The following is a 14043-nucleotide window of genomic DNA, read 5'->3' on the forward strand; positions in this document are numbered from 1 at the left end:
ATATGACAACTATCTTACTAGTAGATGATGAACAAAGAATGTTAGACTTATTATCCCTTTACATCTCTCCATATGGTTATAAATGTATTAAAAAGAGCACCGGGAAAGAAGCAATAGATTTCCTGGAAGAAAACAGTGTTGATTTAGTTCTTTTGGATATAATGATGCCAAAAATGGATGGTTGGGCAACACTTCAAGAAATACGTAACTTTAGTAATGTTCCTGTCATTATGCTGACTGCTCGTACGGAAATTGAGGATGTAGTAAAAGGATTGAAAAGTGGCGCAGATGATTACATTACGAAGCCCTTTAATGAAAAAGAGTTACTAGCAAGAATCGAAGCTATAATACGTAGGGTAGGTGACAGAGATTCAGTTGATGACCTATCTTTTGAAGGACTGACATTACATTTGCATGCCTATACTGCCACTTATCACGAAAAAATAATACCATTAACACGAAAAGAGTATGAGCTATTAAAACTATTTCTATCCTATCCTAATAAGGTTTTCTCCAGAGAACACCTGCTAAACTCATTAGGCTTTAGGTTAGATACGGAAAACAGAACGATTGATTCGCATATTCGAAATGTTAGAGATAAGTTACGTCAAGAAGGATTTAATATTGATAAATATTTGAAGACGGTTTGGGGAATTGGTTATAGGTGGGATCAGTCTTAAGAAAGGTAATTTAGGATGGCTTACAAGATATAAAAAAGATGGAGGAAAAATGATATGAAGTTTAGAGCATTACTATTATCGACTGTGATTTTGTTCATTGCTGGGTGCGCTGCCAACAATAATGACACGCTAAACAGTGATTCTTTTTATGTCGAGTTAACAAATGAGAAAGTCGATCATGTACATGGTATAGGTTATTTAGGAGAATCTAATGATATATTTGTTGCAACCCATCATGGGATTAAAAGATTTTCAAATGGCGTATGGTATGAAACAATAACAAATAATCATGACTTTATGGGTTTTCAAACAACAGAAGTTGGTTTTTATGCAAGTGGTCACCCTGAACGAGGATCTAAACTAAAAGACCCTCTAGGATTAATAAAAAGTGAAAACTTAGGAGAAACACTTGATACTTTAGCCTTTTATGGTGAAACGGATTTCCATTACCTTGCTGCCGGCTACAATAGCTTAACTATATACGCATTAAATGAACATCCTAACAAAGAGTTGGGGAAAGGATTATATTATACGAATGATGAAGGAGATACTTGGATTAAAAGTGCAATGAATGGCTTTTCTGCCCGCTCTATTGGCAATATTGCAACTCATCCTATTCAGTCTAATCTTGTGGCTATATCTACAAGTCAAGGCCTGTATTATTCGGACAACTATGGTGATACTTTTACCTTAATCACTTCACCGAATCCAATTACAACGGTTGAATTTCAAGAAGACACAATACTGTATGCGAGTATAGATGGAAGTGAAGTATCTCTTATTCAAAAAGACTTAACATCCAATAGCGAAAAAACATACACACTTCCAAATAGTGAAAAAAGCCCAATCTTATTTTTAGCTTCCAATCCACAAGATAGAGAAGAAATTGTTGTTGTAACACTACAGAATGAATTTTTTCGAACATTCAATTCTGGAGGTAAATGGAAAAATATAACACCTACTTCCAATTCCTCTCAGTAGACGTATAGATTAATCTATACGTTTTTTTATTCTCCAAACTTTCTGCACAAAATAATGAGATACTCTATTTATCTAGAAATAAAGGAGTACATTCATAGAGGAGAAATATATAACCTTAGCAATGACTAAAAACGCCTTCATTCCACCGTAGAAATAATATTTTGAGGTTTGTCTCTTTCAACTTCCAAAAAGTAAACAAACTTTTACTTCAAGTCAAAACCGTTTTAAAACCAGGTGAAATGTATCAATAAACCTACCAAAAGCTTTAGCTTATGTTTGTCACGAAAATATTGAATCAGAAGGAGTTTCATAAAAATGAATAGTATTAGAAAACATATTATACTTGGTTTTATAACCACACTTCTAACTTTCTTATTTTTAGAAAGTAGAAGTGAATGGCACCCTATGCATGCTTGGAACAGAGCAGTGGCTAATGTTTCTTTACTTTATTTAATGGTCATCATTATTTTTGGACCACTTACAAGGCTGTTCCCTAATTTGAGCATTATTCTTAGTTGGAGGAGAGTTCTAGGTATTTGGTCTGGAATAACAGCCATCGCACATATCATTATTATTTTTGATGGGTGGATAGAGTGGGATTTATTAAGGTTATTCTATATTTTTACTCCTTTTGGAGGAGAATGGGTACTTCATCCAGGATTCGCGCTAGCAAATATCATTGGTATTATTGGACTAATATATTATCTTTTATTAATGATTACTTCTAATAATAAAAGCATGAAAATACTCGGAAGGAAATCATGGGAATTTGTACAAAAACGGACAAATACCTTATATTTATTGGTCATTATTCATACTTTTTATTTCTTATTTCTTCACAATACTAAAAATAACAATTGGCTTCAAATCCCCTTTATTATTTTAGTATTAGCCATTGTCATACTTCAACTTATTAGCTTTGCATTTACTGTATATAAGGAGAAAAAAAGCAGCTAATTTAAAGGATACAGAAGTTCCGATAACAAGGAGAAAATCCATAAAAAGTTGAAATGTTATACTAAAACTCGTTTTTAAATAAAAGTAATAGACCAAATCAAATGCTTAAATTTAGATAATAATTCATAGGATAGTTAGTCTAATATAAGGGCTAATTATCCTTTTTTATTTACATAATTGACTGAAAAAATAGTGGTTGCAAACATGGTATAAAAAGTATAATATGTAATCATGGAATAAGAACGTTTGTTTGTATCTTAGGGGATGTAGCCTCGGTGCGAGGATAGCACTCCGCAGAAACGATAGTTTCGAGGACCTTAAAACAAGAATAACGGCATGCATTTCAGGTAGAGGCACTACTAAAGATAATAATTGATGGGGGTGTTTTCTTGAGAGTTGAACAAATACTTGTTGGCAATAGAAAGGCATATCTCCTAATTGGTACAGATGGATTGCCAGTTGAACCTGTTGCAAAGTATATGAAATACCTACATAACAGAGAGAGTAGCAGCAATACTTTACAAACCTATTGTACTGCTTTGAAATTTTACTTTACTTACTTGGAACAAATAGGGATCGATTATCAAAATGTGAGCTTTGAGAAGTTATCTAACTTTATTGCTTGGTTAAGAAATCCGTATGAGAATAATAAAGTAACACCACATAAAAAATTGAAACCGAAGCGTAGTGAAAGAACAGTCAACAATTACTTAACAGTGGTTACATCATTTTATGATTACCTTTATCGAAATGAGTTAATTGATTCTAATATTGTTGAAAAACTAATGAAGAAGATGTTTGTAGGTGCTGGCGGTAATGGATACAAGGGTTTCTTGCATCATGTAAATGAAGGTAAGCCAGTTAATAAAAATATCCTTAAATTAGATGAACCAAGAGAAAAAGTAAATGTGTTTTCTAAAGAACAAGTCAATGAAATCTATCAATCTACTACAAACATTAGGGATCGATTCTTGGTTCGATTACTTTTTGAGAGTGGATTGCGTATAGGAGAAGTCCTCTCCCTATTTCTTGAGGATTTTCATTTTGATGCCAAACAAAGAAAGCACAAAATCCAATTGAAGGATAGAGGCGAATTGCCAAACGGCGGTAAGTTAAAGACGGGAGAACGCAGGTTAGATATTTCTCAGGGGCTTATGGATTTATATGACGATTATTTGTATGAAGTAGTTGATGAATATAATCCAGACCATAACTTTGTGTTTGTAAAGGTTTGGGGAAAGAATGCTGGACAACCCCTTACCTATTCAGATGTTTATGCCACCTTCAAAGAGATTGAAAGAAAAACGGGGATACACATAACTCCACATATGTTTCGTCACACTCATGGTACCATTTATTATCTTGAAACTAAGAATATTAAAATGGTCCAAGAACGTTTAGGACATGCCCAAATACAAACAACGATAAACCTATACGTCCACCCTTCTGAAGATGACATCCGTAAAGATTGGGAGAAAGCTTCCCATGCCTTTGAAATTGGGAGAAGTAGAGAGGAAGACTTCCGATCAGATATTCCTGATGAAGCAGTTCCGTTTTAAACTATTTTAGGAGGAAAGCCTTTGAAAAAAATCGTAGCTACCCATCCAATTCCAAAAAGTGAATATTGGGACTTAATCACATCCAACCTCTCCTCTTACGAGGTTAAGGATATATCCCCTGATGGAAAAGTAACAAGAAGAGTTGTGAATGATGATTATTTTCTCGTCAATGATGTTTGGAATGTAATTGATATTGGTCTAATTCCTGATTTCGCAGAACAACTAAAAGAACAAACAATGAATAAAACCCTAAAATTTAATAGTGTAAGTCAAACTGTTTGTTTAGAACTTAAGTTTGTTTTTTATAACAAACTATTTAGTGACCAATGGAGTTTACATACTTTATTTAACTCATATAGTGTAATGATAAATCACTTGATTGAGTTTCTTAGTTATAAGTACCCAGAACTCTATTCTATACTTGATTTAGATATTGAAAGAACTGAAAAGGCATGGATTCACTGGCTCAACAAAAACGGCATTAAGACAGTAAGGGTAAGAAAAAGTATTCAACAAACTCAATATGAAATTAAATCAGAAAATGCCAATTTTTTTCGTTATATTTGGAGCAATTTATTTAATTTAACAGATACTCGTGAGGAATGGGAAAAAGAAAAATGGGATATCAGAGTTTTAAATGAAAAATATGGAATCCCTTATAATAAATCTAGCAACTCTAATTATATTGATTTTACTGACATGAAAAATTTAGTATTTAAAGAGTATCTAAAAAAATATATCCGAACAAGATTATTAGGTGGTAAACACTTTTCTTGGGGTACAGCTTACAACTATGCTAATACTGTGAAAAGGTTTTTTAATATTATTATAGAGTTAGAGCCAAAATGGAATCACTTAAATAATCTCACAAGACAGCATGTTGAGGAGTATTTAAAGAAGCTGCATTTATATGCGCGGAATAATTCAAAAAATCCGAAAGCATTTATTTATAATGATATAAAATGTGTATATACCTTTTTGAAAGATACTCAGCGCTTTGATTACAACATTGCACCTGATAAACCAACTGTTAAATTACTTTATTCTGAGGATTATCCCAATCTAGAAAAAAAATCAGATGATGATATTGATTACATTCCTGATCATGTGTTAGAGCAATTATTTAATAATATGAACTACCTCCATCAAGATGTTCAACCTGTTGTATGGGTTTCTTTCAAGACTGGATTGCGTATCAGCGATGTATTAGGGTTAACACAGGATTGTTTAGTTCGTTTAAATGGTAAGTATTCTATCCAAACAGATATTGAAAAAACGAATGTTAAGGGTCATAAAATTCCAATTGATGAACAATTAGCCAATATGGTAGCTGTTTTAATACACAATTCCAAGGAACTCAGCAATGATGATAACAATCTTAATAAATATATTTTCGTTCGGTACCGTGGCGCTAGAAAAGGAAGACCTTTTTCGCAGAGGTGGGTTCAAGATAAACTTAATGAATTAGCAATCAAAAAAAACATAAAAGATGAAATGGGAAATGTCTTTCATTTTAAAAGCCACCAGTTTAGGCACACATATGCGGTAAAGATGTTGAATGGTGGTGCTGATATCTTAACGGTGCAGGAGCTATTGGCTCATTCTTCCCCTGAAATGACGATGCGATATGCCCGTCTATTGGATGATACAAAAAGAAAAGAGTTCGAAAAGGTTGTTAAACAAGGTGTATTTACATTCGACCTTAATGGAGAAATTCATCAGGTATCAGAAGCAGAAGACATCCCTGAAGATGTTTTAGACATGATGTGGAAAGATGAGAAACTAAACGCATTGGATAACCCTTACGGGACTTGTCGTGCTCGAGTCAATGGGAATTGTCCTTTAGCAGCAGAACCCCCATGTCTCACTGCAAACGACGGCAAGCCTTGCTTTGATTTAGCTGTTGGAATGGATAGTTTTGACGTAAAAAAATATGAACTACTCATTGAGTCTGTTACCAAAAATATTCAAGTCGCAAAAGAGTATGGTCGGGAAGAGATGGTAAAAGCAAATGAAAAAAACTTGGAGAGATATCAAAATATTTATGAGACAATCAAGAGTGGGAATGTCATCTTTGGGCGTTTTGACCGTATGAAGAGAAAATACGAAAGTAAGAAAAAGAAAGGTGTTAAACATGGCTGATTTTGACCGTGAGGAGCAAATAAAGCAATTGCACAAGCAACGTAAGCAGAAAACCAAAGATAAGGTTGAAGAAGCGATAAAACGCCTTACAAAGAGGGCAAATGCAATTAACTTTAATAGCGTAGCTAAAGAAGCAGGTGTAGCTAAAGCGACGCTTTACAACCACATAGAGCTTAAAGAACGTATTGATTTCCTTCGGAAACAACAAGAAGAAGCCTTTGTGGAGTCTAATATCAAGCGTGATGAAAATAATTACAACGCCGTAGTTGCTTCTCTTAAAAGAAGGATCGAAAAATTGGAGAAAAAGAATAAACAACTGGAAAAGGAAAATAAACAATTACGTGAACAAGAAAAAGAAAAGCTGTCTGATTACTTTGCGAAGATTTAAATCCTTGTTCAACTAACGGAGCCATACTTCAAGAAGGAAGTATGGCTTTAATGTTGAAGTATAAGACAGTAGAGTTGAAGAAGCATGGTGAAATAAAGCAAAAATGGAGGGGCAAATGGACAAACATAAGTTTGAAGAGTTTATTAAAATTGCAAAAAAACTAAACGATATTGATATAATTCCATTATTAATGGGTTCGGTTGGTTTAGAGGTCATTACAGGAAAGAGTTGGGATGCACAAGACTTAGATATTCATGTGCCTGGTGATGAAAGAGGTTGGGAAGTACAGCCCGAAATAAATATACATAACTGGAATGATATAGTGAACATTATGAATTTGTTGGAATATAGTTTGATTGATTTACATGAGCATGAGTTCTCGAAAGAAGGATTATCAGTAGAGTTTGGTATTATTGACACTTTGCCAAGTTTCGCAGGAGTACAATTAGAAGACTTAGAAATGCAAAAAATGGGAGATGTAAAGTATTATTTACTAAATCCTAACCAATATTTAAGTGTTTACGAATCTTCATCCAAGGACAGTTATCGAGCGAATAACAATAATAATAAAGACTTTAGAAAGATAGACTTCTTAAAAAGTATGATTAGTGTTAGCTAAAAACCTAACGGGTTGCTATTCTTCAAGAATGAGTATGGCATTTTCCTGTTGCAGTTATTGTACTAACGAAGCAGGTTAGTGGAACAACGACTTATACGAAACATCTAATAATAATGAACTAACGTTTAAATAATTTGGAGGTTAGAAAATGAAAAAAATCGGGTTTATTATTTCATTTGTTTTTATCCTTTACATAACCAGTGGCTGTGAATATTCAAGTCCGAAAATTACAGAAAAAGAAGCAGAATCAATTGCTATTGAACACCACCGTAAGGACATAAAAATAAAATCAGTAAGCCACAAAAGAGGTCAGTATATAGTTAAATGGGAAATCGACTCAGATTGTGAATATGGCACATATTATATAGATGACCAAAGCGGTAAAATAGTAAAAGGTGAAGAAACAAATTGTTAGTCTAATTATTAAACTATCGGGAGCTAGAGCGAAAGATGGAATTGTCATGAAGGCAGTTCAAATGTATTTATATTCCTGACCAGAGGAGGGTCGCAATGAACACTAAAGGAATTATTTCTTTAATATTAGGTAGTGTTTCATTTATACTTACTTTTTTAACACCAATTGGCTTTATCTTTTCTTTAGTCATTGCTATTGTCGGTTTCTTTATAGGATTTTTAAGTTTGAGAGAGATACATAAGACGAATCATAGAGGGCGTGGATTTGCTATTGCGGGGTTAACCTGTAATACATTGGCAATAACTATTCCTTTAATAATAATTATTATCCATTTATTATTTTTAACTCCCACAGATTTCAAATTAGTAGTTTCTTAAGTGGAAAAAGACATTACGCTAACGGGTAGCTTTAGTTGAAGAAGCCAATAAAATCGGACCACACATATTAGATATGTCTAAAATGTGTGGTCCTTTTAATATCAAGTATTTCACTTATCTTACCTAAATATAAGCATTTGATTTGGTCTTCTAGTTATGTTATTTTATATGTTTCTCCATGGTAACAGAATTAGTTGCTTAACAGAGTAAACATCTTTCCTCCTTCCAATATAGAAGCTACCATCCTGTTTATAAAAACAGAATGGTAGCTTTGATTTCTTAATGGCCGCCGTGATCTCCATGACCGTCTCCGCTTGCAGATACAATTTCTAATTTATCATCAAGAATTCCTTGAGTTTGATAGGAAACGTCATTTATCGTTCCAAGAATGAATCCATGATTATAAGACCCTTGTGTAGGATCATCCGTAAAGGTAGGTTTAATCGTTGCTAAAAATTTGTATAAAGGTTCTTCTACTTCTCCGTCCTCTAACCAGATAACTGGAGCATGCTTACCTAGATGGGAAAACGGTGCTCCTGCTATTGCCAATATAGGTGTTTGGGTAGAAATAAAAGAGACACCATGTCCGGGCTCTGTAAGACCCCAACCAAAGCTCGTATCTTTATCTTTAAAGGATGCAAATGAGATAGATGTCGTAACAGGATTTTCTCCAGCAATCCTTGTTACTTTACCAAATTCCGATAATTTTTTTTCTAATCCCGAAGATAGAATGCTTTCAGGTCCAAGAAGATAAATGTTGGCATTATTTCTTTTCGTTAATGCTTCTATTGTCGCCTCTGGTATATCATCTTTTGAAACATATAAGATAGATTCGTTCATATGAGCAATCCAATTTGCTGCAACAAGAGAGAATAATTTCGCCTCTTCATCAGATGACACAACAATTACACTTTCTGGATAATTCCCACCAACAACATTGGCGAATTTTTCATCGACACTTGCAGCAAATTTAGCATAATCACTTCCTTGAATGGTTTCAACTTGATAGTCATCTAATTCCGAAAGGACTGACTCGCTGACATCTCCCATTACCATAACTTGTGTTCCTTCCACATTGCCGATTGGATTTAATCGAGTTAACTCATTTTTCGTTAAAGCTGGAATCTCATTTTCTGAAATAAAAAGTATTGGACCATTATTTGGGTGGTGTATTAAATTTGCAGATGCCAAACCTAATTGCCATTCATTTACCGGTACTAAAATAACGGTCCCTGGTTGATTTTCTTCATGAGTTGACGGAAAGGTTGTTTGTGAAGCAAGCACTGCCGCTTCTATTGGATCATTTGTGTTCAGACGAGTGATATTCTTGGTGTTTAGGCTCAGTAAATTATCTGAAGCATTCTTATTAAAGTTTGTTGGTGCTTGAGCAAACCCATCTCTATCTATGTCGTTAGATGCTGCATCCTCTCCATGATCTTGATGTTCCTGTTCCTCCATATTTTCATGATCCATGTCATTATGATCCATATTATCATGGTTCATTGGTTCGTTATTTGTACATGCAGCTAGTAACAAGATAGCTGCAACTGAAACAATCAGTAAGAAAAACTTTTTCTTCATTAAAAAAACCTCCTAATTTATTTTCTCACTCAAATACTAACCAATTTTTTTGCAGAAAGTATGCAGTATTATGTTTATTGTGTACTATAATAACAGTTCCATCACATAATTCACAAAAAATACAAAGAATCCTTCTATTCTTTAATTAATAATAATCTGTAAGCTTTGTAGTAAAATTACCAATAAGTAATTGTGTCTAATATTCCAATAAGGATTAATAAGCCCCCTCCTGTCTTTTGAACAATAGTGCCCCAAGACCTCCCCTTTTTTATTAACCACCCTTCCCCCCCTAAACTCCATAAAAGAAGAATAAATACGATTAGTGGAATGGCAGTACCAATGGCAAATACTGAAGGAAGTAAAAAGCCGTATGGAGTAATGATTGTTACAGGAATAAGAGTCAGAAAGTATATGACGAACATAGTTGGACAAAAAGCTAGTGAAAAACTAAACCCTAAGAAAAACGCACCAAAAGTGGTAGTTCGTTTTGTAGCTTTTGATTTTTTCCACAAATGAAATGTTCTATTCCACTTGAAGACTCCTATTAAGACTAGTCCTACAAAAATTAATAATGGACCTATTAACTTACGAATCCATGGAAAAATAAAAGTTAAATTATTTTGTAAATCTGTTCCAATGATCCATACAATTACTCCTAGTAGGGAGAAAGCTACTACTTTTCCTAAAACAAAACTACTTAGTTCCTTCCACCTTACCTTATTTTGAAGAGACTGATTTCCATAGATCGTTACTGCACTAATGTTAGCCGTTAACTGACAAGGGACCAATGCCCCAACAACTCCTAAAAGTAGGGCGAAAAGTAGGGGGAAATGTTCAAAGGTCGAAGCCATGTTTAAGAATGGTTGCGATATCATGCTACTAAACTGGCTAAAAATATTGTACAAATTAACACCCTCCTTTTTTATTTTTATAGTACCAAGAAAATGTGCAGAAAGTTTGCATGTATTGTTAGAGGCGAATTGGAATTTGGAACATACTTTCCAAGTGTTTTTAAAATGTAATACGATTAGTAAAAATGAAAAATGAAAAAACGCGGAATTAGTCCGCGTTTTTTTCATTCAAATAATTGCTTTATTTAGTAATTGATTGAACTGTTATTCCATTTGGTACTTTTCCAACTTTTACAGTAGCAACTACCTGGTTATTGTCGTTATTAATAACACTAACGGTATTCTCGTACATATTCGTCACATAGACAAATTTATTGTCATCACTTGTTACTACTCCATGAGAACCTTTTCCAACTTCAATCGTGGCAACAACTTCTCTTGTAGCTAAATCTATTTTCGTTACCGTGTTAGATGGGTTCTTTGCAGTTCCTTGATTAGCTACAAATGCATATTTATCATCTGATTGTATATAGACTTGAGCTGGTCCCTCTCCTACTGCTATTTCTTCAACTGAATCATCGGAAAGATCAACAATAGCTAGAGCGTTTTCCGTATTCAACGTTACAAGAAGAAGTTCCCCATCCGATGTAACAGCAGTTGTTACTGGTGTAGTTCCAACCTTTATCCGCTTCAATTCATCCATACTATTCAAATCCAAAACACTTACTGTATCTTCTCCCATATTGGCAATGTAAACAGTTTGGCTATCTTTTGCGATTCTGAAGCCATGAGGTCCATTTCCAGTTGTAATTGTCCCTATGACTTCATAAGACGAAAGATCAATGACTGATACATTGTTATCTCCATCATTCGATACGACTGCATACTTACTATCTTCGGTAAACACAATATGTGCAGGGTGGGATCCGACTTCCACTTCTCTAATTAATTGGCTTGTATATGCATCATAAAATACAGCCTTTCCATTAGATTCATGACTTGTTTCATACTCATCATGTTTATGTGAATCATCACTTTCGTCATGGTCACCATGACTATCAAGAGGTACTACAACCCCTCCAATCATTTTATTGTTAGGTGATATTTGAACGTTATGAACAGAGCCGTCTATTTTTATTGTTTCTACTAGTTTATTAGTCAACGCATCTACTTTTGAAATACCACCTTCATCAGCAGTATAGAAAAAGATAGATTCTTTTATCTCCTGTTTTTGATCCACCTCAGTTGAACGAGATAAACTTGGGCTTTCAATTGAGTTTACTGCTCCACCACACGCAGCTAAAAATAAACTTAACAATAATATCAATCCTGTAATAATACATTTCTTCATATCATAACCCCCATTATTAGTTAGTACACAGATGATATTACATAAAATCTTTGCAGAAACTTATGATTTTCTGTGTCTAACTACGGAACTAATAATGAGGTTTATTCCATTTCACGTACATTCTTTTCATGTTTGTGTACAAAATCGCACTGCAAAACTTCTGTATTTGATTTATATATCCAATCCAAACAGAGTCCGCTTCTATCCTTTTAATCAAAATACTATATGCTTCCTCCTCTATTTATAAACTCTTACTTAACTTAGTACCCAAAAACTCAACTCTTTTCATATAGTAATTTGCTTTTTCAGTATCCTTTATCATTGAACGGAATAATATAACTAGCATTAATGCAGTGTCTAATCGATATATTAGTTGTATGACTTCTTCCGTATTTTCTATAATACTGTCGTTGCCGTAACCTTTTAGAAAATCTCCTCCATGTAACTCCCATGTCTCAGAAATTCTCATTAAGTCCATTATTGGATGACCAATAAATGCATTATCCCAATCAATAATAGATTTGATCTTACCATTAGCTGCAATAATGTTTGGTGGTCTAACATCAAGGTGTAAAAGGGAATGGATGGAATCAGCTTTGTTTAAAATACCTTCTAACTCTTCTGTATTAGGTAACATAACTTTCTTATTTGTTAATTTACTAAACTCATTGTTTCGCTCGGTTACTCTGTGAGAAATAATATTACTTAATGAACGGTTATTTTGATCAATAATCTTTAAGTCGTCTATGGGTACATTATGTATGTTGGAAACGAGTTGTCCAATATCAAAAGATGAAACACTGCTATCATCTCCTGATACAAAATCAGATACTAAAAAACTAATCTCTTCGCTTAAAATCAGCTTATGAACTTTTGGTACTGGAATATTATATTTAAAGCAATGACGAGCAATTTCTGCTTCTTTTTTTAGCGAATAAGCTTTATCTAAGTCACCCTCTATATTCCAAGGTGTCCTTACAGCTAGCATTCCTAAATTTTTTTCTTTGACGAGAAAAACTGCATTTACAACACCACTCCCTACATAGGTAACTTGTTGTATGTTCCATTCTGGAAAGGTATAAAGTACAGTTAATATTCTTTGTCTAATTCCTTCTATTCTTTTATTTAATTTCACCTTAACAAACCCTTTGAAGTTATTATTTTAATTGCATTAAACTAACCCATAAGAAATTTTCTCCAAATTTTTCACTAGGCTGGTTTATCTTTTTCATATTTCTAAAATCAATGATATTAAAATCTTTCGAGAAAATTTCTCTTAGTCTTTCCTGTGAATATCCTATTCCTCTTTTCAAGCTACCATCCTTGTAAATATCCCAGTCCGATGTATTTAATGCACCTTTTTCATTAAAGCATACAAGTCCAAAGTGGCCATTCTTCTTAAGTGCTTTCTTTATTATTTCTAGATATGTAATGCGACGATGTGGAGCTAAATGGTGTAGCAAACCACAATCGTAAATAAAATCATATGTATTCGGTTCATACTCAAAATTAAACAGGGACGAGCATTGGAAGTTAATTTTCATCCCTTCTTCTGATGCTCTTTCTTTCGCCCATTCGATAGCATTGTCCGCAATATCTATAGCATCTACATCACAGCCACGCTTTGCCATATAAACAGCGTTCCTACCAGGACCACAACCAATCTCTAAGACTCGATTCGGGTTGTTACCCTTCTCAAAATATTCCACTAAGTTTTCATCGGGATCTTTAATCTGGAAGAACGGAATTTCTTTATTTCTATCTTCATAAAACTCTTCCCAAAACCCCTTTGGTTCTCTCAGAAAATCATCTAACAATAATAATAAATCTTCATAATTTAAAATAGCTCTCCCCATCCAAAGTTCCCCTTTTATCAAAAAAATGTATAATTTTATTTTACCAAAAGCCTCCATCTCCTTTGTTACATCAACATTATATTATCTTTACTTATTAACACATTGAAAACTTCAAAACCACTTCAGTTTAGCTTGTAAACTGTCTAATGCAGTTGTAGTGATGAAATTATTCATTTTAATTCCTATACTATTTGCACTTAGTAAAAACTCTCTAATATATCATTTCTTTAAAATAAGAGCTTCGCAAATAAAGTCAATGATTTTTCATTAGTAACAATTGTAATAT

14 protein-coding genes are annotated in these 14043 nt (G+C 33.6%); 9 read left to right on the forward strand and 5 right to left on the reverse strand.

Translation table 11 applies throughout. From position 1 onward, the window contains the following. Window positions 1-2 precede the first annotated feature (2 nt). The 9 genes from CDZ92_RS11530 to CDZ92_RS11570 all read left to right on the forward strand — a co-directional run bounded on the left by CDZ92_RS11530 (window position 3) and on the right by CDZ92_RS11570 (window position 8118). Window positions 3-680 carry a response regulator transcription factor gene (locus tag CDZ92_RS11530; RefSeq protein WP_096155383.1) on the forward strand — a complete coding sequence of 226 codons (678 nt, stop codon included), beginning with the start codon at window positions 3-5 and terminating at the stop codon, window positions 678-680. Between the two features lie 54 nt (window positions 681-734). Next, the gene (locus CDZ92_RS11535) at window positions 735-1661 is read left to right on the forward strand and encodes a F510_1955 family glycosylhydrolase (protein WP_096155384.1); all 927 of its coding nucleotides are present in this window, start codon (window positions 735-737) and stop codon (window positions 1659-1661) included. 315 nt (window positions 1662-1976) lie between these two features. Beyond that, a complete protein-coding gene (locus tag CDZ92_RS11540) occupies window positions 1977-2618 on the forward strand; it encodes a hypothetical protein (RefSeq protein ID WP_096155385.1) in 642 nt (213 codons plus the stop codon). Between the two features lie 389 nt (window positions 2619-3007). Beyond that, the gene (locus CDZ92_RS11545; protein WP_096155386.1) at window positions 3008-4177 is read left to right on the forward strand and encodes a tyrosine-type recombinase/integrase; all 1170 of its coding nucleotides are present in this window, start codon (window positions 3008-3010) and stop codon (window positions 4175-4177) included. A 21-nt stretch (window positions 4178-4198) separates the two neighbouring features. Next, window positions 4199-6319: a tyrosine-type recombinase/integrase gene (locus CDZ92_RS11550; protein ID WP_096155387.1), complete on the forward strand. Its 2121-nt coding sequence runs from the start codon at window positions 4199-4201 to the stop codon at window positions 6317-6319. Then, window positions 6312-6707: a DUF6262 family protein gene (locus tag CDZ92_RS11555; RefSeq protein WP_096155388.1), complete on the forward strand. Its 396-nt coding sequence runs from the start codon at window positions 6312-6314 to the stop codon at window positions 6705-6707. The genes CDZ92_RS11550 and CDZ92_RS11555 overlap by 8 nt, the downstream gene beginning before the upstream one ends. Before the next feature lie 115 nt (window positions 6708-6822). Beyond that, on the forward strand, window positions 6823-7326 hold the full coding sequence (locus CDZ92_RS11560) for a phosphoribosylanthranilate isomerase (protein WP_096155389.1): 504 nt from the start codon (window positions 6823-6825) through the stop codon (window positions 7324-7326). 148 nt (window positions 7327-7474) lie between these two features. Beyond that, window positions 7475-7741: a hypothetical protein gene (locus CDZ92_RS11565; protein WP_096155390.1), complete on the forward strand. Its 267-nt coding sequence runs from the start codon at window positions 7475-7477 to the stop codon at window positions 7739-7741. A gap of 95 nt (window positions 7742-7836) precedes the next feature. Then, the gene (locus tag CDZ92_RS11570; protein ID WP_096155391.1) at window positions 7837-8118 is read left to right on the forward strand and encodes a DUF4190 domain-containing protein; all 282 of its coding nucleotides are present in this window, start codon (window positions 7837-7839) and stop codon (window positions 8116-8118) included. Window positions 8119-8397: 279 nt separating this feature from the next. Here CDZ92_RS11570 and CDZ92_RS11575 read toward each other — a convergent pair whose 3' ends face one another. From CDZ92_RS11575 to CDZ92_RS11595, 5 genes are all read right to left on the reverse strand, one after another. Continuing rightward, on the reverse strand, window positions 8398-9699 hold the full coding sequence (locus CDZ92_RS11575) for a cell wall-binding repeat-containing protein (protein WP_096155392.1): 1302 nt from the start codon (window positions 9697-9699) through the stop codon (window positions 8398-8400). Window positions 9700-9875: 176 nt separating this feature from the next. Next, the gene (locus CDZ92_RS11580; RefSeq protein ID WP_096155393.1) at window positions 9876-10604 is read right to left on the reverse strand and encodes a cytochrome c biogenesis CcdA family protein; all 729 of its coding nucleotides are present in this window, start codon (window positions 10602-10604) and stop codon (window positions 9876-9878) included. 187 nt (window positions 10605-10791) lie between these two features. Continuing rightward, entirely contained in the window at window positions 10792-11901 is a 1110-nt protein-coding gene (locus CDZ92_RS11585; protein ID WP_096155394.1) for a YVTN family beta-propeller repeat protein, read from the reverse strand. 241 nt (window positions 11902-12142) lie between these two features. Beyond that, on the reverse strand, window positions 12143-13036 hold the full coding sequence (locus tag CDZ92_RS11590) for a phosphotransferase family protein (protein WP_096155395.1): 894 nt from the start codon (window positions 13034-13036) through the stop codon (window positions 12143-12145). 22 nt (window positions 13037-13058) lie between these two features. Then, window positions 13059-13757, reverse strand: a complete 699-nt coding sequence (locus tag CDZ92_RS11595; protein WP_096155396.1) for a class I SAM-dependent methyltransferase — start codon at window positions 13755-13757, stop codon at window positions 13059-13061. Window positions 13758-14043 lie beyond the last annotated feature (286 nt).

Origin of the sequence: Bacillus sp. FJAT-45066 (genome assembly GCF_002335755.1) — a bacterium.
Lineage (GTDB): Bacteria > Bacillota > Bacilli > Bacillales > Bacillaceae_I > Bacillus_CD > Bacillus_CD alkalisoli.

What these genes read in the sequence shown, in the direction of transcription:
- CDZ92_RS11570 (WP_096155391.1), top strand. Translation starts at nt 7,837, where the DNA reads ATGAACACTAAAGGAATTATTTCTTTAATATTAGGTAGTGTTTCATTT.
- CDZ92_RS11595 (WP_096155396.1), bottom strand. Translation starts at nt 13,757, where the DNA reads ATGGGGAGAGCTATTTTAAATTATGAAGATTTATTATTATTGTTAGAT.
- CDZ92_RS11530 (WP_096155383.1), top strand. Translation starts at nt 3, where the DNA reads ATGACAACTATCTTACTAGTAGATGATGAACAAAGAATGTTAGACTTA.
- CDZ92_RS11540 (WP_096155385.1), top strand. Translation starts at nt 1,977, where the DNA reads ATGAATAGTATTAGAAAACATATTATACTTGGTTTTATAACCACACTT.
- CDZ92_RS11535 (WP_096155384.1), top strand. Translation starts at nt 735, where the DNA reads ATGAAGTTTAGAGCATTACTATTATCGACTGTGATTTTGTTCATTGCT.
- CDZ92_RS11565 (WP_096155390.1), top strand. Translation starts at nt 7,475, where the DNA reads ATGAAAAAAATCGGGTTTATTATTTCATTTGTTTTTATCCTTTACATA.
- CDZ92_RS11555 (WP_096155388.1), top strand. Translation starts at nt 6,312, where the DNA reads ATGGCTGATTTTGACCGTGAGGAGCAAATAAAGCAATTGCACAAGCAA.
- CDZ92_RS11585 (WP_096155394.1), bottom strand. Translation starts at nt 11,901, where the DNA reads ATGAAGAAATGTATTATTACAGGATTGATATTATTGTTAAGTTTATTT.
- CDZ92_RS11560 (WP_096155389.1), top strand. Translation starts at nt 6,823, where the DNA reads ATGGACAAACATAAGTTTGAAGAGTTTATTAAAATTGCAAAAAAACTA.
- CDZ92_RS11575 (WP_096155392.1), bottom strand. Translation starts at nt 9,699, where the DNA reads ATGAAGAAAAAGTTTTTCTTACTGATTGTTTCAGTTGCAGCTATCTTG.